The organism is Streptomyces sp. NPDC058664 (assembly GCF_042716635.1).
Classification (GTDB): domain Bacteria; phylum Actinomycetota; class Actinomycetes; order Streptomycetales; family Streptomycetaceae; genus Streptomyces.
The window spans coordinates 51154-70156 of the sequence record NZ_JBHXRW010000010.1 but is presented as its reverse complement, the minus strand read 5'-3'; the positions used below and the strand labels follow the sequence as shown (position 1 = coordinate 70156).

The following is a 19003-nucleotide window of genomic DNA, read 5'->3' as shown; positions in this document are numbered from 1 at the left end:
AGCGAAGCTAGCTCTCGCCGCAGCTGACTGTCAACGACGCAGCCAGGTGGCTACAGTGTGACGATGAAGTGGCTGGAGACGGACACGGAGAACTGCCCGGTTCGCCGCACCCTGGACCTGGTGGGCGAGAAGTGGACCCTGCTGATCCTGCGGGACGCCTTCAACGGCGTCCGCCGCTACGACGAGTTCCGCAGGCACCTCGGGCTCTCCGAGGCCGTCCTCGCCGACCGCCTCCGCAAACTGGTCGCGGCCGACGTCCTGCGTGCGGAGCCCTACCGCGAACCGGGCACCAGGACCCGGTACGAGTACCGGCTCACCCCCAAGGGCGTCGATCTCTGGCCCGTACTCCTCGCGCTCAAACAATGGGGCGACACCCACGCCGGAGACCCCGACGGCCCGGTCCTCGACATCCGGCACACCGACTGCGGCGCCCCCGTCCGGGTCGTCGTCCAGTGCGAGGGCGACGAACGGGCCACCCTCGCGGCCCGCGACGTCACCGCCCGTCCCGGCCCGGGCGCCCGCCCCCTGCGCCCGTGAGACCGGGCGGCGGCCTCCTCCGCCCTTGAGGCCGGGCGGCCGGCGACCGGCCCGGCGCCACGGAACGCCCGGCACCCGTTCGGCCCTGTCCCTGAGATGCCCCGCCGCCCGGCCGGGTACCTCACGAGGCATGCGCTTCACATCCGGCCCGCCGGACGACCGTGCCCCGGCCGAACACGGCCACTGGTTCCATCGACTCCACGCCCGCGTCCTCGCCTCGCCCGTCGGGGTGGCCTGGAACCGCGGCCGGGCCATGGAACTGATGCACCGCGCCATGGGATTCGCGGCGCTCAGCCTGCTCACCCTCGTGCCGCTGCTCATCGTCGTGGCCGCGGCCGACCTCGCGAGCGGCCAGGGCTTCGCCCGCTGGCTCGTCCAGGGCCTCGGCGTCTCCGAGGTCTCCCAGGAGGAGGTCGAGCGGCTCTTCGGCCAGCCGGGACAGGCCCTGCAGCGCACCACCGCCTTCGGTCTCGCCGCCCTCGCCGCCTTCGGCGTCACCTTCGGATCCGCCGTGCAGACCGGCTACGAGAGGGTCTGGGACCTCCCGACGGCCCGCTGGCACACCATGTGGCGGCACGTCGTCTGGCTCGCCGTCCTCATCGCCGCCCTGCTCCTCTTCGTCGCCAATCCCGGCTCCGCCGGATCCCCGGCCGTGGTCACCGCGCTGGTCGCCCTGGCCGATCTCCTCGGCACCTTCGTCTTCTTCTGGTGGTCGCAGCGCTTCCTGCTCTGCGGCCGCATCCGCTGGCGCGCCCTCGCCCCGGGAGCCGCCCTCACGGCGCTCGGCCTCCTCGGACTGCGGGTCTTCTCCCAGCTCGTGTTCTCCCCGCTCATCGCCTCGAACGCGGTGACGTACGGCCAGTTCGGCACCGTCCTCGTCCTCCAGTCCTGGCTCGTCGGCGTCGGCTTCGTCGTGTACGGAGCCGCCCTCGTCGGACGCCTCGTCCACGAACACCTCCTGCGGCGCCGCCTCCGCCGGAACGGCACGACCGTCGGCTAGCGGTGTCGTCGTTCCCGGCGTCGCACCCCGGGCGTCTCCACGGCCCGACGGGACCGGACGCGGTCACACGATCCGGTGATCGACTCGCGAGCCGCCGACCGGCAACGCCGGGACCGCTTGGATGAAGGCGTCCCATCGGTCCGTCGAGAGAGAGCCGCCCATGGCGAACATCTGGCTGCCGCCCGTCGAGTACGTGGCGACCCTGCCGAGAGCGACGGCGTACGCCTGCCTCTACTTCACCGACACCGCGGGCCGCCCCTTCCAGCTGCGCGCCACCTACGACACCGAGCGGTGGCAGTGGCCCGGCGGCAACATGGATCCGGGGGAGACCCCCTGGGAGACGGCGGTGCGCGAGTGCCACGAGGAGACCGGTATCGCCTTCACCGGCGAACCGCGGCTCCTCGGCACGCACTTCGTCACCGACCGCGGCGACGAGTGGCCCGCCAACCACATCGGCTTCATCTTCGACGGCGGTGAGCTGACGGACGAGCAGATCGCCGCCGTCGTCCTCGACCCCGGGGAACACAGCGAGTACAGCCTGCGCACCCTGGACGAGTGGGAGCGGGAGATGGACCCGGGGGAGTTCGGCCGCCTCGCCGGGGTCGACCGTGCCCGCAGGACCGGAGTGCCGGTGTACCTGGACACCGGTCCCTGACGGACCGGGGTACGGGGCGGGGCCGCCCGTGGGACGGCCCCGCCCGGACGGGTCAGGCGCGGCAGCCCACCGGGTGGGCGATGTCGACCACGAAGCGCTCCGGCGAGTGCAGCCGGAAGGTCTTGTAGGCGGGCTTGGTGTCGAAGGCGGCTCCGATGGTGACCACGCCCTCGAAGTCGCCGGTCAGTGCGACTCCCTTGAGCGCGGGCAGATGGATCTTCAGCAGCCGGGGTCCTTGGTAGACGGACTTTCCGGCGTCGTCGTGGGCGGCCGCGGGGGAGAGCCGGATCTCCAGGAAGTGCTTCCCCGCCAGCGGGACCTTCTGTCCCGAGCCGTCGTAGTGCAGCGCGGTGACCTGCTGCACGGTGACCGGGGGCATGGCGCCCCGTACGTCGATCACCAGCCGGTCGAAGGTCGCGTGGCCGCCCCAGCGGGCGTTCACGACCAGGGCCGTGGCCTGGGTCGACGAGCCGGCGGACGGGGCGTTCGCGGCGCCGGCCGGGATCGTGGCGCCGATACCGGCGGTCAAGAGGATTCCCGCGGCGAAGGCCGCGAGGGTGTGACGGTGATGCATGACGTCCCCCAATTCTCCTGCTCGGGGACAGTGGTGTCACTGACAGAGACACCCACCACAACGATACGGTTCCACCCGATATCCCGATATAAGATGAAAGAGCGTTATGTGCTGGAGTGCGACGGCCGACTTCTGGGCGGGCCTCGGGATCGGCGCCGTCGGTGTGGCCTCCCTCGCCTCGGTACGCCGCCCAGGGGACACGCCGCTCGCCGCTCTGCCCCTGCTCCTCGGCGCCCACCAGATCGTCGAGGCGGCCGTCTGGCGCGCCGGAGGCGGAACCGGGACCGCCACCCTCGCCTGGGCCGTGATCGCCCTCCCCCTCCTGGCCCTGTGGGTGCCGGCCGGAGTCCTCGCCGCCGCCCGCCCCGCGGACCGGGCGCGCCTGTACGCCCCGCTCGCCGCCGGAACCGCCACCGCCGGATTCCTCGCGTACCGCCTCGCCGTCCGCCCCGTCACGGCCGAGGTGCGGGGCCACACCCTCGGCTACGCCGTCGACCTGCCGTACGCGCCGCCGCTCCTCGCCGGGTACCTCCTCGCCACCGTCGGAGCGCTGCTCCTCGCCCGCGACCGGATCCTGCGCCTCCTCGGAGCGGTCACCGCGGCCGGAGCGGCCGTCTGCGCACTCCTGTGGCGCACCGAGTTCGTCTCCACCTGGTGCGCCCTCGCCGCCGTCGCCTCCCTGCTGCTCCTCGTCTGGATCCGGCGGCGGCCGGCCGTAACCCACGGGCCGCTCAGTAGTTGACCAGGGCATGAAGAAGCGCAGCATGCTCGCCATCGCCTCCCTCGCCGCAGGCGTCGTCACCGCCCTCATCACCCCTCCGCCGCAGGCGAACGCCGCCGAGAACCCGTTGGGCGGCGCCACCGGCCTCCTCCAGGAGGACCAGGGCGTCGGGGCCGTCGTCCAGGACACCGTGCAGGGTGCCGAAGGCACCCTCCCGGCCCCCGGGGCCGGCGGACTGCTCTGACGGGCCTTCGACACGCCGCGACCGGTGCCCCGCGCCCCCGACGGGACGCGGGGCACCGACGTGCCGTGACCCGGGAGGCGGCAGCCCGTGCGCGCGCCGTGCGCGAGTAATGACAGGATGTCCCCATGAGCGAGAACGTTTACTTCGACATCACCATCAACGACGAGCCCGCGGGCCGGATCACCTTCAAGCTGTTCGACGACGTCGTCCCGAAGACGGCGCAGAACTTCCGCGAGCTCTGCACCGGCGAGCACGGCTTCGGCTACGCCGGCTCCCCGTTCCACCGCGTCATCCCGCAGTTCATGCTGCAGGGCGGCGACTTCACCCGGGGCAACGGCACCGGCGGCAAGAGCATCTACGGCGAGAAGTTCCCCGACGAGAACTTCAAGCTGAAGCACGACCGCCCGTTCCTGCTCTCGATGGCCAACGCCGGCCCGAACAGCAACGGCTCGCAGTTCTTCATCACCACGATCGTCACCGACTGGCTCGACGGCAAGCACGTCGTCTTCGGCGAGGTCGTCGAGGGCCAGGACCTGGTCAAGAAGATCGAGGGCCTCGGCTCCCGCTCCGGCGCCACCAGCGCCACCATCAAGGTCGCCGAGTCCGGCATCGTGAAGGCCTGATCGCCTTCCCACGCTGAGCGGAGGGCGCCACGCGCCCTCGCTCGACCACCCCGACCGGGGCGGGGAACGCCGTCCACGTGACGTGCGACCCCGCCCCGTCGGCGGTTCCGGAGCGCGGCCGAGGCCTTCCTCACCTGAAGGCGGGCGCGTGGCGCCCCGCCCACGCCGAGAAGGGGCGCGGCCCCCGTCCGAGGACACGTTCCACGTCCGGGCTCACCCGCCGCTCCTCCGCACGGGGTTCACCCATCACGGAGAGCATCCCGTCGACCGCCTCCGCCGGCGGGAACCGCACCAGCCGGGCCCTGGCCCCGCTCGCGCTCAGCGCCACGAACCCGACAGGGCAGCCCACCACCCCCGAGAGGGCATCGGCCTGCTCGCGCGGTGACACCGCCACCGGTCCCGCCAGTACGTACGTCCGCCCTGTGTGCGCGGGGTCCCGCGGTGCCTCGGCCGCCACCTCCGTGATGTCCGCCGGGTCCACGACCGGCAGCTCCACCAGCGGTCGTCCGACGTCTCCGGTCGCTCCGGTCACCACGATCACAGCAGTTCCCCTCCAGGAAGTCCTCGGCGGAGCGCGAACGCTCCGCCGTCTTCGTGACCTCATCCTGGAAGGCGAACCGGCCGCCCTCCGGCCGGTTTCACGAGCGGGATCCGGAAGCCGCCGAACGCCGAAGGCTCAGCCCGTCTCGCCGAAACGCCGCTCGAACTTGGCGATCCGTCCCTCGGAGTCCACCGTCCGCGCCTTCCCCGTGTAGAACGGATGGCTCTCGGAGGAGATCTCGACGTCGATCACGGGGTACGTGTTGCCGTCGTCCCACTCGATGGTCCGGTCGCTGGTCGCGGTGGACCGGGTCAGAAAGGCGTATCCGGCCGAGCGGTCACGGAAGACCACCGGGCCGTACTCGGGCTGCTTGTCCTGCTGCACGTGTCCTCCTCGGGCTGCCGCCCTGACTCGTCCGGCCTGGTCGGCGCGGGCACCCCCAGCCTCCCCGCGCACCCGGCCGCCGACCAGTGCCACAGGTCCGACCGGGTGACCCTCAGCCGTGCTCCGGCCGGCGCGCCGCGAGCAGCAGGGCGATGTCGTCCGGGCGGGCCGTGGCCTGCCGGGCCTCCCGGATCACCCGGTCGGCGGCCTCCGCGAGCGGCAGCGAACCGGCGGCGACGAGCGCCCGGCGCAGCCGCTCGATTCCCTCGTCGATGTCCCGGCCCGGCCGCTCCACCAGGCCGTCCGTGAAGAGCGCGAGCACCGCACCGGGATCCAGCCGCAGCCGCGTCACCGGATACGACGCGCGGTCGTCGACCCCGAGGACCACCCCGCCCGCCAGCTCCACCAGCTCCGCCGCCCCGTCGGGCCGAAGCAGCAGCGGCTGCGGATGTCCGGCCCGTACCGCCCGCATCTCACCCGTGTCCGGGTCGAGGAGTACGTAGCAGCAGCTCGCGAACTGCCCGGGATCCAGGTCGATCAGCAGCCGGTTGGTCCCGCGCATCACGTCCTGCGGTCGGTGACCGCCCAGCGCGAACGCCCGTACCGCGCTGCGCAACTGACCCATCGTGGCCGCGGCCGCCACCCCGTGTCCCTGGACGTCACCGATCACCAGGGCCAGGTTCCCCTCCTCCGCCTCGATCACGTCGTACCAGTCGCCGCCGACGTCCATGCCCTGGGTGCCCGGCAGATAGCGGCCCACGGTCTCCACGCCCTCCCGCACCGGCAGCCGGTGCGGCAGCAGCGCGTCCTGGAGCCCCCGCGCGACCGCCGACTCCGAGTCGTACCGCTGTGCCCGCTCCAGGGCCTGCGCGATGAGGCCCGCGAGCGCCGTGAGCACCGTCCGCTCCTCCGCGCTGAACCCGCGCGGCCGGTCGAAGCCCAGGATGCACGAGCCCACCGGCCGGCCCGAGGCGATCAGCGGCAGGAACGCCCGCGCCCCCGAGTGCGTGTCCAGCGGGAGGTCCGGATACGTCCGGCCCAGCTGCTCCATCGACTCGAAGAACAGCGGCTTGCCCGTGGTCAGCGTCTCCACCCCGGGCACTCGGGCGTCCAGGGCGACCCCGTCGAAGGGTTCGAGGAATCCCTGCGGGAAGCCCGTCTCCCAGGCCAGGTAGAGGCGGCGGTCGCTCAGCAGATAGATGGCCAGCTGGCGTCCGCCGAACGCCGGCAGCAGTTCCTCCGTCACCACCGCCGACACCTGACGTGCCGTCACGGCCTCGGAGAGGGCGATCGCCAGGGCAACCGGCCGGTACGGGGCCGTCACCCGGCCGCCCGGCAGGGAGAGCGTGTCGTCCGTGGCCCTCCTGCGGTCGGGTCCCGCCCCGAGCCGCGCCGGGTCGTCCTCGGGGACGAGCACCATCGTCAACCCGTCCCGCCCCGGGTGCAGCGAGACCGACAGCCACGTGCCCGGCGCCGGGCGGGCCAGGAAGCGCACCGGCTCACCGCCGAGGAGGGCGGCACGCAGGTGCTCCTCTTGGAACGGCAGGCCGAACCAGGGGAGCGCCTCCCACAAGGGCCGCCCCGCAAGAGCCCCGCGGGGACGGCCGAGCAGCCGCTCGGTGCCCTCGTTGACGTAGGTGACGCGTCCCAGGCGGTCGATCGCCAGGATGGCCCGTGGCAGCCGGTCCGTGGCGTCCGAGCCGATCAGCCCGGTGCCGAGGTCGACGAGGGTGCACGCGAGCCGCACGGCGCCGCCGCCGCTCCCGCTCACCCCGGCGGCCTCGGCGTACGCGCTCGTCGCCTCCCGCGGGCCGGTACGCGCCCGCGTGGAGACCTCCAACAGGTGCAGTCCGCCGTCCGGGCCCTTCAGCCGGAACCGGCGCACCGCCGGCCGCCCGTCCGTCCCCGTCGCCTGCCGGGCCGCCGCCCACAGCGCGTACCCGTCCTCCGGCTCCAGGAGCGACGTCAGCGCCTCGATCGAGCAGGGCGAGGCCACCTCCGCGCCGAGGATCTCCAGGAGTCCGGCGTCCATGGTGACCGTGCCCGTCCTCAGGTCCCAGTCGAAGGAGCCGAACCGGACCGGAGGAGCGCCCGCCGTGGACAGCTGGACGCACACCGGGTCGCCCGGCCACTCGACCACCGTCCCCCGGCGGGTCAGGCCGGCCAGGGCCTCGCCGAGGCCCAGCGCTCCCCGCGTCATCCGGCTCCGGTCCCGCGCGTCCACCGGTACCCCGGGGGTCGGCGCCCGCATCGCCACGAGCACCCCGAACCGCTCACGGCCCGCGACGACCGGCGCGTACAGCGAGGCGAAGGGGAACGGCAGGCTCGCCACCAACTGGGGGAACCGCCGCATGGACTCCTCGATGTCGGCGAGGTGGACGGGCTGGCCCGAACGGTGCGCCTCCGCGACCGGGAACGGGCGGTTCTCGTGCATCCGCCACCAGGGGCGGAACAGGGGCCCGGGCAACCCCACCAGGATCGCGAGCCTCAGCAGCCCCGTCGTACCGGAGCGCAGGTACACCCCGCCCGCGTAGCCACCGACCTCCTCGACCGTCCGCAGCGCCGCCTCGGCGAGAGCCCAGGTCAGCGCACCGGAAGTAGATCCGTCGGCAGCTCCGTGCCCGGACGGACGCCCGGTTCCGCCGACCGGGCCGGGGCTGGACGCGCCGTGTGAGGTCACACAGACAGCATGCCCCCCACTTGAATCGCCGTGCATCCCGGCCGAAGGAGGCCGGGGGCGTGGCCTGGGGTGTTGACCGCACGCTTTCGTGCCGTCACACTCGGTCGTCGACCGCGCCGCAGGCGCGCGGCGCACACCACCTCGCGACCAGGGAGCACGATGACGGACCGCGTTCTTCCGTACGACGTACAGGGCGACGGCCCCCGGCGGGCCCTCGTGCTGCACAACTGGTTCGGCGACCGCACCAGCTTCGCCCCGCTGCGCGCCCACCTCGGCGACCCCGGCGGCTCCTACGCGTTCGTCGACTGCCGCGGCTACGGCGAGGCCCTCGACCGTACGGGCGCCTACACGATGGAGGAGGTCGCGGCCGACGCCCTCGCGGTCGCCGACGACCTCGGCTGGGACTCCTTCTCCGTCATCGGCCACTCCATGGGCGGCAAGGCGGCCCAGCTGATGCTCCTCGACGCCCCCGGCCGCGTCCGCTCGATCATCGGGATCTCGCCCGTCTCGGCGGCCGGTTTCCCCCTCGACGGCGAGACCTGGGACCTCTTCGCCGGAGCCGCCGAGGAACCGGCGAACCGGCGCGCGATCATCGACAACACCACCGGCGGCCGGTACGACGACGCCTGGCTGAGCACCCTCGTCGAACGCTCCGTGCGACGCTCCTCCGCGACGGCCTTCCGCGCCTACCTGGACTCCTGGTCCCGCACCGACTTCCACGAGCGCGTCCGCGACAACCCCACGCCCGTCCTGCTCGTCGTCGGCGCCCACGACCCCGCGCTCGGCACGGAGGCGATGGAGGCCACCTGGCTGCGCTGGTATCCCAACGCGCGCCTCGAAATCCTCAAGGACGCCGGCCACTACGCGCCGGAGGAGACCCCGCAGGCCCTCGCAGAGGCCATCGAGGCCTTTCTCGCGGCCTGAGGGGCCCTCCCGCGGCCCCGCCCGCCGCCGAGACGCGTCTACCCTGGAGATACGGGCAGGGGGCGGGCCATGGCTCCGGCGCCCGGAGCCGCAGAGGAGCCGCGGCGGCGGAAGGGCGGCGGCCATGTTCTTCGACGATCGGATCGACGCGGGCCGGCAGCTCGCTGCCCGGCTCGGCCACCTCAAGGGCCGTGACGTCGTGGTGCTGGGCCTCCCGCGCGGCGGCGTGCCGGTGGCCGCGGAGGTCGCCGACGCCCTCGGCGCCCCGCTCGACATCTGTCTCGTACGGAAGCTGGGGCTGCCCCGTCAGCCCGAGCTCGCGATGGGCGCGCTCGGCGAGGGCGGTGTACGGGTGGTCAACGAGCGGGTGCTGCGGGAGACCGGCGCGGACGAGCGCGATCTCGCCGCCGTCGAGAAGCGCGAGCACGCCGAGCTCGACCAGCGGGCCCGGCGCTACCGGGGCAGCAGGCCGTCCGTGCCCCTCGACGGCCGGACGGTGCTCGTCGTCGACGACGGTCTCGCCACCGGTGCCACGGCCCTGGCGGCCTGCCGGGTGGTACGCGCCAAGGGGGCCGCCCGGATCGTCCTCGCGGTCCCCGTCGCACCGCAGGGCTGGACCACCCGGCTCGGCGGCGAGGCCGACGAGACCGTGAGCGTCCACACACCGGAGTCGTTCTACGCGATCGGGCAGTTCTACCGGGACTTCACCCAGACCCCCGACGCCGAGGTCATCGCCTGTCTGGACCACAACCGCGCCGCCCACGGCCCGGTCGTCCACGACACGGACGTACGGATCCCCGCGGCCGGAGCGGTGCTCGCCGGGCGGCTCGCGGTGCCCGAAGGGGCCGCGGGCATCGTCCTGTTCGCCCACGGCAGCGGCAGCAGTCGGCACAGCTCCCGCAACCGGGCGGTCGCGACGGAGCTCAACCGGGCGGGCCTCGGAACGCTCCTCTTCGACCTGCTCACCGAGACGGAGGCGGCCGACCGGGCGCGTGTCTTCGACACGCCCCTGCTCGCGGGCCGGCTCGCCGGTGCCACGGACTGGCTCGCCGGGCGGCCCGAGGGCGCCGGCCTGCCGCTCGGCTACTTCGGTGCGAGCACGGGAGCCGCCGCCGCGCTGTGGGCGGCGGGCGAACCCGGGTCGTCCGTGGCCGCCGTCGTCTCACGCGGCGGCCGACCGGACCTCGCGGCCGACCGCCTGGCCCAGGTGCGGGCGCCCACGCTCCTGGTGGTGGGAGGCAGGGACGCGCTGGTCCTCGACCTCAACCGGCGGGCGGGCGCCCTGTTGCGCTGCGAGAACCGGCTGGCCGTCGTGGAGGGCGCCACCCATCTCTTCGAGGAACCCGGTGCCCTGGAGGAGGTGGCGGAGCTGGCCACCTCCTGGTTCACCGAGCACTTCCGGGATCAGTAGGGGCCGTTGACGTTGTCGATGGAGCCGTAGCGGTCGGCCGCGTAGTTGCAGGCGGCGGTGATGTTGGCGACCGGGTCGTACAGATCCGTGGACGTGCCCGGCACGTGGTAGGCGTCGAAGGTCGGCTGGATCACCTGGAGGAGCCCCTTCGAGGGGGTGCCGTTCACCGCGTTGATGTCCCAGTTGTTGATGGCCCGCGGGTTGCCGGACGACTCGCGCATGACGTTGCGGAGGATCCCGTCGTAGGAACCGGGGATACCGCGCTGGGCCATGATGTCCAGCGACTCCCGGATCCAGCCGTCGAGGTTGTTCGCGTACTGGGTGGCGGCGGCCGGGGCGGCCTTGACCGGAGCGGCGGCCGGGGCGGCGGCAGGAGCGGCCTGCGCGGCGGAGGCTCCGGTGGAGGTGGCGGCGGCCGGGGCGGCCGCCCGGCGCTCGGACCGGCTCGCCCGTTCGGCCGAACCGGACTTCTTCGCCTGTGCGGGGGTGGCCTTCACGGAATTCCGACCGACCGTCAGTTCAAGACCGGGGTGAATGAGTGACGGGTTGTCACCCACCGTGCTCTTATTGGCCTTGTAAAGGCTCTTCCAGCCGCCCTGAATTCCCTTCTTCTGGGCGATCAGGGAAAGCGAGTCGCCACTGACGACGGTGTACGTACGCGCGGCGGCCGGGGCGGCGGGAGCCTTGGCCGGGGCTGCTGCGCCGAAAGCGGCGGCGGGCTGGGCGGCGACCTCCGGGGTTCCGGAGACGGGCGCGGCGCCGGCCGCGCCGGGGGCGAGCAGGGGGAGGGCGAGGGCGGCCCCACCCGTGCCGACCAGCGCGAGTCCACGGGAGACGGGGTTGCGACGGGGGCGGCGGTGCTTACCGTGTGCAGGCATGACGGATTCCTCTCCGGCGCCTTCGGGGTGAGCTGTCGGGTTCGGACTGGAGATGTCCGGCCGCACGCACGCGGCTTCACCCCGAGCCGTCCCGGAATCCGGGCCGGCGTATTCGTGGGTCCCCCGCTCCTGCCGTCGGGTGAAAGGGAGGTATTACGAGCGGTGGCAGGATTCGGCGATCCGCTCGAATGGAGGTGACCGTAGGCCAGTGACGCGACGGAGAACAAGAGGAGCGGATGCCGTCGTTCGGCCGAAGGATCACATAATTCGCGGAATTCAAGATCGACCGTCGGCCGGGCCGGCCGAACTTCCTTGCGCCGTGCGGAATGCGCCGGTTCCGGGCGCGGGTGGGGGCGGGGGAAAGTGAGTCGCGTCACCAGGCGTTCAATGTCCGTATATGCACCTTAAATCTGTTAATAGGGAAGTGTGTTGTAAAGAGCTGGTCGATCGTGGGGCACTCAAGGGCATAGGGCGCAAAGCCGACATTCGTCCTGAACGATGGAGTGACCCCGACCGAGGAGCCGCCCGGATGTCGCCCTCCGCCCCCCTGCTCACCCCCGAGACCCTCGACCGCCAGGCCGCCGCCCTCTACGAGAGCGCCACCTGGCAGCGGATCGTCACGGACTGGACCGCCGCCCCGCCGTCCGCGCCCGTCCCCGCGCCCGAGATCACGCCCGTCCCCGCGCCCGACGCGGCACCGAACGCGGCGCCGGACGCCGAGAGCTGGAGAGCTCTGCTCACCGTGCCGGTGGACCGGCTCGTCGCCGACGCGCTCGACGCACTGCCGCCACCCCTTCCCGCCGAGCGCCGCCTCCCGGGGCGGATCGGAGCCGTACTGCCCGACCGGCTGCACGCCTGGCGGCGGGTCGGCCGGTCGGAGCTGCGCCCCTCGGTCCACCTCGGCTACGCGCGCCTCGTGCTGGCGGAGTGGGGCTGGCAGAACGCCCCGTACAAACTGCGCGACGTCCGTGGGGCCCGGTGCGTCTGCGGCGCCCTCCTCGCCGCCCACCGGCTCGGCTACGGCAGCGCGACGACGATGAACGAGGGGGCCGCCTGGATCATGGCCGAACTCCGGTCCCGGGGGTGGCGGGACCTGATCGGACCGTGGAACCGGGCCCCCGGCCGTACCGCGGCGGACGCCCTGGCCCTCCTCGACGCCACGATCCACCGCGCCGCACACGCCGGCCGCTGAGGGCCGCCCCGCGCGCCGCCCCCGTCACACCTCCTGAAGGGCCGTGAGGAGACCCCGCACGGCAGGCAGGGTGAGCGAGGACTCCCGTACCGCCGCGTGGATCGAACGGACCGGCTCAGGACCGCGGACCTTGCGGACGACCACGTTCGGGTGGCGGCTGCCCAAGCCGGTCAACGGGATCAGGCTCACGCCGAGACCGGCCGCGACGAAGCCCTGCGCGGTGGCGTACTCCTCGCACTCCACCGCGATGTCCGGGGTGAACCCGGCCGCCGCGCACGCCTCCATCACCGCGTCGAGGCACGGGCCGGGGCGTTCGCTGCCGACCCAGGGCTCGGCGGCGAGCGAGGCGAGGTCGACGGCGGCGCGGCGGCCGGCGAGCGGATGGCCCTTGGGCAGCACGGCCCGGTAGGGGTCGTCGAGCAGATGGACCAGCCGCAACCCGTCGCCGGACGCTCCGGGGCCGCCGCCCCGGGGCCGTACCACCAGGGTGAGGTCGGCGTCCTCGTCGGGAGCACCGTCGGAGATCCTCAGCTCCACGCGTACGCCCGGGTGTTCGGTGCGGAAACGGGCCAGGGCGGGAGCGACGAGATCGGCGCCCGCCGTGGCGAAGTAGTGGACCGCGATCTGCCCGGTGCGGCCCGCCCGCAGATCGGCGAGGGCGGTCTCGGCCTCGGCGACCTGACGGCCGATGACGGCGGCGTGCTCGGTGAGCAGCCGCCCGGCGGCCGTCGGACGCACGCCCCTGCCGAACCGTTCGAGCAGCGCGATGCCGGCCTCCTTCTCCAGGACGCCGATCTGCTGGCTCACGGCCGAGGGGGTGTAACCGAGGTGCGCGGCCGCGGCGGTCACGGAGCCACTGCTGACGACGGCCCGGAGCACCTGCATGCGTCTCACATCGAGCATGTAGCACAGCTTAACGCCGACCCCACGATTCATCGCTTGTCCTGTCGGATGGGGCGGAGGACCGTGAGGACATGACATCGGCGACACGCATGGGCGTCCTGGCCCTGCTCTGGGGCTCGGGCTTCCTCTGGATCAAGATCTCCCTCAACGAGGGCCTCGGTCCCGGGTGGATCACCTTCGTACGGTGCCTGCTGGGCGCGGCGGTGCTCCTCGCACTCGCGTACGCGGCGGGACAGCGGCTGCCACGGGACCGGGCGACCTGGGGACGGCTCGTCGTCGCCGCCTTCTTCTGCAACGCGCTGCCGTTCCTGCTCTTCTCGGTCGGAGAACAGACCGTGGACAGCGGAGTGGCGGGCGTACTCAACGCCACCACCCCGCTCTGGTCCCTCCTCATCGGCCTGGCCCTGGGCTCCGAACGCCCCCTGCGCGCCGCCCGGTCGGCCGGCCTCGCGCTCGGCTTCGCCGGAGTCCTGCTGATCTTCGCGCCCTGGAGCCGGGGGACCGGCCTGATGAGCTGGGGCGCCCTCGCGCTCCTCGGCGCCTCCGCGAGCTACGCCGTGGCCTTCGCGTACATGGCCCGCCACCTCACCGGCCGGGGCACCGCGCCGCTGGCGCTCTCCGCCGCGCAGCTGCTGACGGCGACCGGCCTCAGCGCACCCGCCCCGGCCGTCGGCGGAGGGCAGACGACGGTGACCTGGGCGGGCGTCCTCGCGGTCGTCGTCCTGGGGGTCCTCGCCACCGGGCTGACCTTCCACCTGAACTACCGGATGATCGCGGACGAGGGTCCGACCGCCGCCGCGACGGTCGGCTACCTGCTGCCGGTGGTGTCCGTGGCCCTCGGCGCACTGGTCCTCGACGAGCCCCTGACGGTCCGCGTGGTGGCGGGCATGGCGGTCGTCCTGGTGGGGGTGGGCCTGACGAGGACGGGGCCGCGACCGGTCCGTGGGGCAGGAGCGACGGACACGGCCGCAGCGGTCGAAGCGGGGGAAGCGGCCGGGCCGGCCAGGTCCTAGCCGACCCGCTCGACGACGAAGAGGGGGATCTCCCGGTCGGTCTTGCGCTGGTAGTCGGCGTAGTCGGGGAACGCGGCGACGGACCGCTCCCACCACACCCGGCGCTCCTCACCGGTGACCAGACGGGCCTTCATGTCCCACACCTGGGTGCCGTCGCGGAGTTCCACGAGCGGCGAGGCGACGAGGTTGTGGTACCAGACGGGGTGCTTGACCGCCCCGCCGTTCGACGCGACGAGCGCGTACGCCCCCTCGTGCTCGACCCGCATGAGCGGGGTCTTGCGGAGCTTGCCGCTCTTCGCGCCGACGTTCGTGACCAGGACGACGGGCATGCCCCGCATGGTCGTGCCCTTGGTGCCGCCGGACGATTCGTACAGCTCGACCTGGTCGCGCACCCACGTCGAGGGGCTGGGCTCGTACTCGCCTTCGAGGGGCATGGGGGTCCTTTCGAGGGTCTGTCGGTGTCACCACCGGCTGCCTGCTGCGTCCTCCGACGCTATCCGACGCGCCACCCGGAGGCCGTGCGGTCCCGGCGGGAGTCTTGTCAGTGCCGACTCCTAGAGTGGCTCATGACTGTACGAGGGCGGCACAGGGGAGAGTGGACGGCATGCGGGAGTTGTTCCTGGCGGAGCAGCGGGCACACATCCGGTGGATCGACCTGCCGGGAGACGGTCCGGTGCGGGTGTTCGTCCACGGCCTCGGCTGCACGGCGGCATCCGACTTCGCCCACATCGCGGCCCACCCCGCCCTCGGCGGCGGCCGGGCGCTGCTCGTGGACCTCCTCGGTCACGGACTGAGCGACCGGCCCGCCGACTTCGACTACCGCATGGAGTCCCAGGCGGCGGCGGTGGCCGCCGTCCTGGACCACCTCGGGCTCACCGGCGTGGACCTCGTCGGCCACTCCATGGGCGGTGCCGTGACCATCCACCTGGCGGCGGCGCGCCCGGAGCTCGTGGCCCGGCTCGTGGTGGCGGAACCGAACCTGTACGCGGGCGGAGGCGCGTTCAGTTCCCCCGTGGCAGCCCAGGACGAGGACGCGTTCGTGGCGGAGGGCTTCGCCCGGATGCTGGCCACCGTCGACCGCCCCGACTACGCGGCCCGGCTGCGCCTCGCCGACCCCGTGGCCGTCCACCGCAGCGCGATCGCGCTCGTCGAGGGGAGCGTGCCCGCGCCGGGCGACCTGCTCGCCGCGCTCACCGTGCCCCGGACCTTCCTGGTCGGGGAGTTCAGCCTGCCGGATCCCGACGCGGAGAAGATGCCGGCCCTCGGCGTCCCGGTCATCGAGATCCCCGCCGCGGGGCACAATCTGATGCTGGACAACGCGGACGGATTCGCCACCGCGCTCGCCCGCGCCCTCTCGGGCGACCCTATCCCGCGTCCCGCCCCCGAGGACGGCTGACGCCGTCCAGGGTGCTTCCCGACCGAGACGTCCGACGCCGCCTCCGGGTGGCCGGCGCCCGTACCGCCGCGGACGCCGTCTCGCGTGGCCGGTGCCCCTACCACCGCGGACGCCGACCGCACTCCCTCGTCACCCCACCCCCCTCTCCAGGAGCCGCAGGTGCACAGCCTCACGTACGCCGACATCAAGACGGCCGCCGACCGGATCGCCGGCCACGTCCGCCCCGTCACGGTCACCGGGGCCGATCCCGACGCCGAGGCGTACGAGCTCCATCTCGCCCTGGAACTCATGCAGTACACCGGTTCCTTCAAGGCCCGGGGCGCGCGGAACTTCCTCCTCGCCCACGGAGAGGAGGGCACCCTCCCCGCCGCCGGCGTCACGATCGCCTCCGGTGGCAACGCGGGCCTCGCCTGCGCCTGGGCCGCCCTCCGGCAGGGCGTCCGCGCCACGGTCTTCCTGCCGGCCACCGCCCCCAGAGTGAAGGTCGACAAGCTCCTCGGCCTCGGCGCGGACGTCCGTCTCGTCGGCACCGAGTACGCCGAAGCGCTGACCGCCTGCGAGACGTTCGCGGCCGAGACCGGCGCGCTCGCCTCCCACGCCTACGACCATCCCCTGATCGCCGCCGGGGCGGGCACCCTCCTCGACGAGATCCACGAGAGGATCCCCGGCCTCGACACCGTCGTCGTCGCGGTCGGCGGAGGCGGCCTCTTCGCCGGTGTCGCCACCGCCGCCCGGCACCACGGCATCCGGACCGTCGCGGTCGAACCCGAGAACTGCCGCGCCCTCGACGCCGCCCTCCGGGCCGGGCACCCCGTCGACGTGGGCGTCGACTCCGTCGCGGCCGACTCGCTCGGCGCCCGCCGCGTCTCCGCCACCGCCCTGGCGGCCGCCCGGCAGGACGACGTCCGCACCGTCCTCGTCACCGACACCGAGATCGTCCGCGCCCGCAGGGCGCTGTGGGACGACCGCCGTCTCGCCGTGGAGCACGCCGCCGCCACAGCCCTGGCCGCCCTCGCGCCCCCGGACGGGTCCGGCCCCACGGACCGGGGCTACCGTCCCGGACCGGGCGAGAAGATCTGCGTCGTCCTCTGCGGAGCCAACACCGACCCCGGAGACCTCACGGGCACCACCGCGACCGTGTAGCGATTCCCCGGACGGAGGGGCGGGCGGGGCAGGTGGGGAGCCGGTGGCGCGGCGGGCCCGCCGCGTGCGTCAGGATGGGGACATGACCGAAATTCGTACCCCCCGCCTCATCCTCCGTCGCTGGAGCGACGACGACCTCGTCCCGCTGGCCGAGATCAACGCCGACCCGGAGGTCATGCGCTGGATCGGTGACGGCTCGGTCCGGGACCTGGAGCAGACCGCCGAGGACATCGAGCGGTACGAGGAGGAGTGGGACGAGGAGGGCTTCGGGATCTTCGCCGTCGAGCTCATCGCCTCGGGCGAGCTCATCGGCTTCGCCGGACTGTCCCTGCCGGAGTTCCTGCCCGAGGTCATGCCGGACGTTGAGATCGGCTGGCGCCTCGGCAGGCCCTTCTGGGGCCAGGGATACGCCTCCGAGGCCGCCCACGCGGTCCTGGAGTTCGCCCTCCAGGACCGCGGGCTCGACCGGGTCGTCGCCATCACGCACATCAGCAACCAGGCCTCCGAGAACGTCATCGGCAAGCTCGGCATGACCGCCGAGCGGGAGACGAACCACCCGGTCTTCGACGTCCCCCTGCGCGTCTACGCGATCGACCTCACCGAGTACGAGGCCTGAGCCCCGGGGCGGCCCCCTCAGGGGACCGCTCAGTGCCGCTCGGGCAGGTCACGCTCCGCCGGCAGCGACGTGAGGTCACGGGCCGCGGACGGGGCGGTGGCGCGCGCGGACGCCGAGGCCGCGGGCTTCTTGCCGCAGAACGCCGCCTCCAGCGTCCCGCCGAGGGCCGTGTTGGCGGCGCCGTGGTTCGAGGTGTTCGCCAGGGCCGAGAGGCTGCGCCGGCCGTCCCGGGTCGAGAAGGCGTACGTGTAGAAGCCCTGCACGGTGCCGGTGTGCCCGTACACCTGCGTACCGCACGACAGGTCGTAGCGGCGCAGACCGAGCCCGTAGAACCGGGTGTTGGTCGTGTCGGTCGGCGTGACCGTCGTCATCGCCTCCATCATCGCCGGGGACAGCAGCCGGCCGCGCATGAGGGCGCTGGTGAAGGTGTTCAGGTCCTTGGGGCTGGAGATGACCGCCCCGGCGGACTGCGCCCAGGAGACGGTCTGTTCCGTCGAGTCCACGAGAGCGCCGCCGGCCTCGTCGGGGTGCAGATAGCCGCGTACGTGCGCGCCCTTGATGCGGGTGTCGGGATGCACGTACGAGGTCTTGCGCAGCTTCAGCGGCTTGAAGATGCGGCGCTCGTACGCCTCGGACACGGGCCGGCCCGTGACCTTCTCGACGAGCATGCCGACCACCACGAAGTTGGTGTTCGAGTACTTGTAGGACACGCCGGGCTCGGTGGTGCGCGGTTCGCTCAGGGAGAGGTCGACGAGCTCCTGGTAGCCGAACACCCGGTTCCGTACGGCCTCGAAGCCCGGCACGGTGTTCGCGAACATCGCGTTGGTGTAGTCGGCCAGGCCGCTGCGGTGCGTGAGCAGGTGACGGACCGTGATGCGGTCGTCGGGGAGCAGGCCGGGCAGGTAGGTGTTCACCGGCGCGTCCAGCTCCAGTTCGCCCTCCTCCACCAGCTGCAGGAGCACGACCGTGGAGAACGTCTTGCTGACGCTGCCGATCCGGAAGCGCGAGTGGATGTCCATGGGCGCCCCCGAGACACGGTCCTGGACGCCGACGGTCCGGCTCCGGACCCCGTCGGGACCGGTGAACCGGGCCATCGCCCCCGGCGCGCCGTTGGCCATGGCCGAGTCCAGCGCGGCGACGACACCGACCATGTCGGGCGCGGGAACGGCGGGCGTCCCGGCGGCGGTGGGGGAGACGGGGGTGCTGGGGGCGGCGAACGCGCTGGTGGCGGGGACGACACCCGCGGCGAGCGCGGCGATCAGGGTGGCGCTCACGGTCAGGCGTCGGTGTGACGACAGGGGCACGGTGATTCCTCGACTTCTTCCGAATCGTTCGGCACGGCACACGGCAGCGGTGCGCCGCGGGGCTCGGGAGGACCGGCCGGCCGGTCCTGGCCCCCCGTGCCCATGGATCATGAGTGCCAACGTCCGAGATCGGTTCCTGACACGGGGCACGGGTTACGGAGCCCACGCTTCCGACCCGGCCCTTCGCACGCACGAGGGAGGACCCGCCGCCGAGGCGTACCCACCGCACGCGAGGAGCCCCTCCACCGTGTCGGTGGAGGGGCT

The 19003-nt window shown here is 73.2% G+C and carries 21 protein-coding genes and 1 riboswitch; of the genes, 13 read left to right on the top strand and 8 right to left on the bottom strand.

The window, feature by feature from the left end:
* Positions 1–63: 63 nt before the first annotated feature.
* The 3 genes from ACFWUY_RS10895 (at position 64) to ACFWUY_RS10885 (ending at position 2192) form a co-directional block, all read left to right on the top strand.
* Positions 64–537, top strand: coding sequence for a winged helix-turn-helix transcriptional regulator (locus ACFWUY_RS10895; RefSeq protein ID WP_384105231.1), 474 nt, complete (start codon positions 64–66; stop codon positions 535–537).
* Between the two features lie 130 nt (positions 538–667).
* Positions 668–1537, top strand: coding sequence for a YhjD/YihY/BrkB family envelope integrity protein (locus tag ACFWUY_RS10890; RefSeq protein WP_384105229.1), 870 nt, complete (start codon positions 668–670; stop codon positions 1535–1537).
* A gap of 160 nt (positions 1538–1697) precedes the next feature.
* Positions 1698–2192 carry an NUDIX domain-containing protein gene (locus ACFWUY_RS10885; protein WP_384105225.1) on the top strand — a complete coding sequence of 165 codons (495 nt, stop codon included), beginning with the start codon at positions 1698–1700 and terminating at the stop codon, positions 2190–2192.
* A 52-nt stretch (positions 2193–2244) separates the two neighbouring features.
* Here ACFWUY_RS10885 and ACFWUY_RS10880 read toward each other — a convergent pair whose 3' ends face one another.
* Positions 2245–2766: a hypothetical protein gene (locus tag ACFWUY_RS10880; RefSeq protein WP_384105222.1), complete on the bottom strand. Its 522-nt coding sequence runs from the start codon at positions 2764–2766 to the stop codon at positions 2245–2247.
* A 106-nt stretch (positions 2767–2872) separates the two neighbouring features.
* Between ACFWUY_RS10880 and ACFWUY_RS10875 the strand changes: the two genes are divergently transcribed.
* The 3 genes from ACFWUY_RS10875 (at position 2873) to ACFWUY_RS10865 (ending at position 4354) form a co-directional block, all read left to right on the top strand.
* On the top strand, positions 2873–3508 hold the full coding sequence (locus ACFWUY_RS10875) for a DUF6629 family protein (protein WP_384105219.1): 636 nt from the start codon (positions 2873–2875) through the stop codon (positions 3506–3508).
* Positions 3509–3515: 7 nt separating this feature from the next.
* Positions 3516–3731 carry a hypothetical protein gene (locus tag ACFWUY_RS10870; RefSeq protein ID WP_384105216.1) on the top strand — a complete coding sequence of 72 codons (216 nt, stop codon included), beginning with the start codon at positions 3516–3518 and terminating at the stop codon, positions 3729–3731.
* A gap of 125 nt (positions 3732–3856) precedes the next feature.
* Positions 3857–4354 carry a peptidylprolyl isomerase gene (locus tag ACFWUY_RS10865; RefSeq protein WP_384105213.1) on the top strand — a complete coding sequence of 166 codons (498 nt, stop codon included), beginning with the start codon at positions 3857–3859 and terminating at the stop codon, positions 4352–4354.
* 130 nt (positions 4355–4484) lie between these two features.
* On the opposite strand, the gene ACFWUY_RS10860 is transcribed toward ACFWUY_RS10865, so the two are convergent.
* The 3 genes from ACFWUY_RS10860 to ACFWUY_RS10850 form a co-directional block, all read right to left on the bottom strand.
* Positions 4485–4895, bottom strand: coding sequence for a hypothetical protein (locus ACFWUY_RS10860; RefSeq protein WP_384105210.1), 411 nt, complete (start codon positions 4893–4895; stop codon positions 4485–4487).
* A 135-nt stretch (positions 4896–5030) separates the two neighbouring features.
* Positions 5031–5279: a type B 50S ribosomal protein L31 gene (locus ACFWUY_RS10855; protein WP_384105207.1), complete on the bottom strand. Its 249-nt coding sequence runs from the start codon at positions 5277–5279 to the stop codon at positions 5031–5033.
* Between the two features lie 112 nt (positions 5280–5391).
* Positions 5392–7959: a SpoIIE family protein phosphatase gene (locus ACFWUY_RS10850; RefSeq protein WP_384105204.1), complete on the bottom strand. Its 2568-nt coding sequence runs from the start codon at positions 7957–7959 to the stop codon at positions 5392–5394.
* Between the two features lie 159 nt (positions 7960–8118).
* Between ACFWUY_RS10850 and ACFWUY_RS10845 the strand changes: the two genes are divergently transcribed.
* Positions 8119–8883 carry an alpha/beta fold hydrolase gene (locus ACFWUY_RS10845; protein ID WP_384105201.1) on the top strand — a complete coding sequence of 255 codons (765 nt, stop codon included), beginning with the start codon at positions 8119–8121 and terminating at the stop codon, positions 8881–8883.
* Between the two features lie 124 nt (positions 8884–9007).
* Positions 9008–10294: a phosphoribosyltransferase family protein gene (locus tag ACFWUY_RS10840; RefSeq protein WP_384105197.1), complete on the top strand. Its 1287-nt coding sequence runs from the start codon at positions 9008–9010 to the stop codon at positions 10292–10294.
* On the opposite strand, the gene ACFWUY_RS10835 is transcribed toward ACFWUY_RS10840, so the two are convergent.
* On the bottom strand, positions 10288–11172 hold the full coding sequence (locus ACFWUY_RS10835) for a transglycosylase SLT domain-containing protein (RefSeq protein ID WP_384105194.1): 885 nt from the start codon (positions 11170–11172) through the stop codon (positions 10288–10290). The two genes, ACFWUY_RS10840 and ACFWUY_RS10835, sit on opposite strands and share 7 nt — an antisense overlap.
* A gap of 4 nt (positions 11173–11176) precedes the next feature.
* Positions 11177–11360: riboswitch (cyclic di-AMP (ydaO/yuaA leader) on the bottom strand.
* Between the two features lie 341 nt (positions 11361–11701).
* Between ACFWUY_RS10835 and ACFWUY_RS10830 the strand changes: the two genes are divergently transcribed.
* Complete coding sequence (locus ACFWUY_RS10830) at positions 11702–12364, top strand: hypothetical protein (RefSeq protein WP_384105191.1); 663 nt, start codon at positions 11702–11704, stop codon at positions 12362–12364.
* 24 nt (positions 12365–12388) lie between these two features.
* Here ACFWUY_RS10830 and ACFWUY_RS10825 read toward each other — a convergent pair whose 3' ends face one another.
* On the bottom strand, positions 12389–13267 hold the full coding sequence (locus tag ACFWUY_RS10825; RefSeq protein WP_384105188.1) for a LysR family transcriptional regulator: 879 nt from the start codon (positions 13265–13267) through the stop codon (positions 12389–12391).
* A gap of 71 nt (positions 13268–13338) precedes the next feature.
* Here ACFWUY_RS10825 and ACFWUY_RS10820 point away from each other — a divergent pair, with 71 nt between their 5' ends.
* Positions 13339–14280: a DMT family transporter gene (locus ACFWUY_RS10820; RefSeq protein WP_384105185.1), complete on the top strand. Its 942-nt coding sequence runs from the start codon at positions 13339–13341 to the stop codon at positions 14278–14280.
* On the opposite strand, the gene ACFWUY_RS10815 is transcribed toward ACFWUY_RS10820, so the two are convergent.
* Positions 14277–14714: a nitroreductase family deazaflavin-dependent oxidoreductase gene (locus tag ACFWUY_RS10815; RefSeq protein ID WP_384105182.1), complete on the bottom strand. Its 438-nt coding sequence runs from the start codon at positions 14712–14714 to the stop codon at positions 14277–14279. The genes ACFWUY_RS10820 and ACFWUY_RS10815 overlap by 4 nt on opposite strands.
* A gap of 170 nt (positions 14715–14884) precedes the next feature.
* Here ACFWUY_RS10815 and ACFWUY_RS10810 point away from each other — a divergent pair, with 170 nt between their 5' ends.
* The 3 genes from ACFWUY_RS10810 to ACFWUY_RS10800 all read left to right on the top strand — a co-directional run bounded on the left by ACFWUY_RS10810 (position 14885) and on the right by ACFWUY_RS10800 (position 17435).
* Positions 14885–15676, top strand: a complete 792-nt coding sequence (locus ACFWUY_RS10810; protein WP_384105179.1) for an alpha/beta fold hydrolase — start codon at positions 14885–14887, stop codon at positions 15674–15676.
* 159 nt (positions 15677–15835) lie between these two features.
* Complete coding sequence (locus ACFWUY_RS10805; protein ID WP_384105175.1) at positions 15836–16819, top strand: threonine/serine dehydratase; 984 nt, start codon at positions 15836–15838, stop codon at positions 16817–16819.
* An 82-nt stretch (positions 16820–16901) separates the two neighbouring features.
* Positions 16902–17435, top strand: a complete 534-nt coding sequence (locus ACFWUY_RS10800) for a GNAT family N-acetyltransferase (protein ID WP_384105172.1) — start codon at positions 16902–16904, stop codon at positions 17433–17435.
* Between the two features lie 29 nt (positions 17436–17464).
* On the opposite strand, the gene ACFWUY_RS10795 is transcribed toward ACFWUY_RS10800, so the two are convergent.
* Positions 17465–18739: a serine hydrolase domain-containing protein gene (locus tag ACFWUY_RS10795; RefSeq protein WP_384105169.1), complete on the bottom strand. Its 1275-nt coding sequence runs from the start codon at positions 18737–18739 to the stop codon at positions 17465–17467.
* Positions 18740–19003 lie beyond the last annotated feature (264 nt).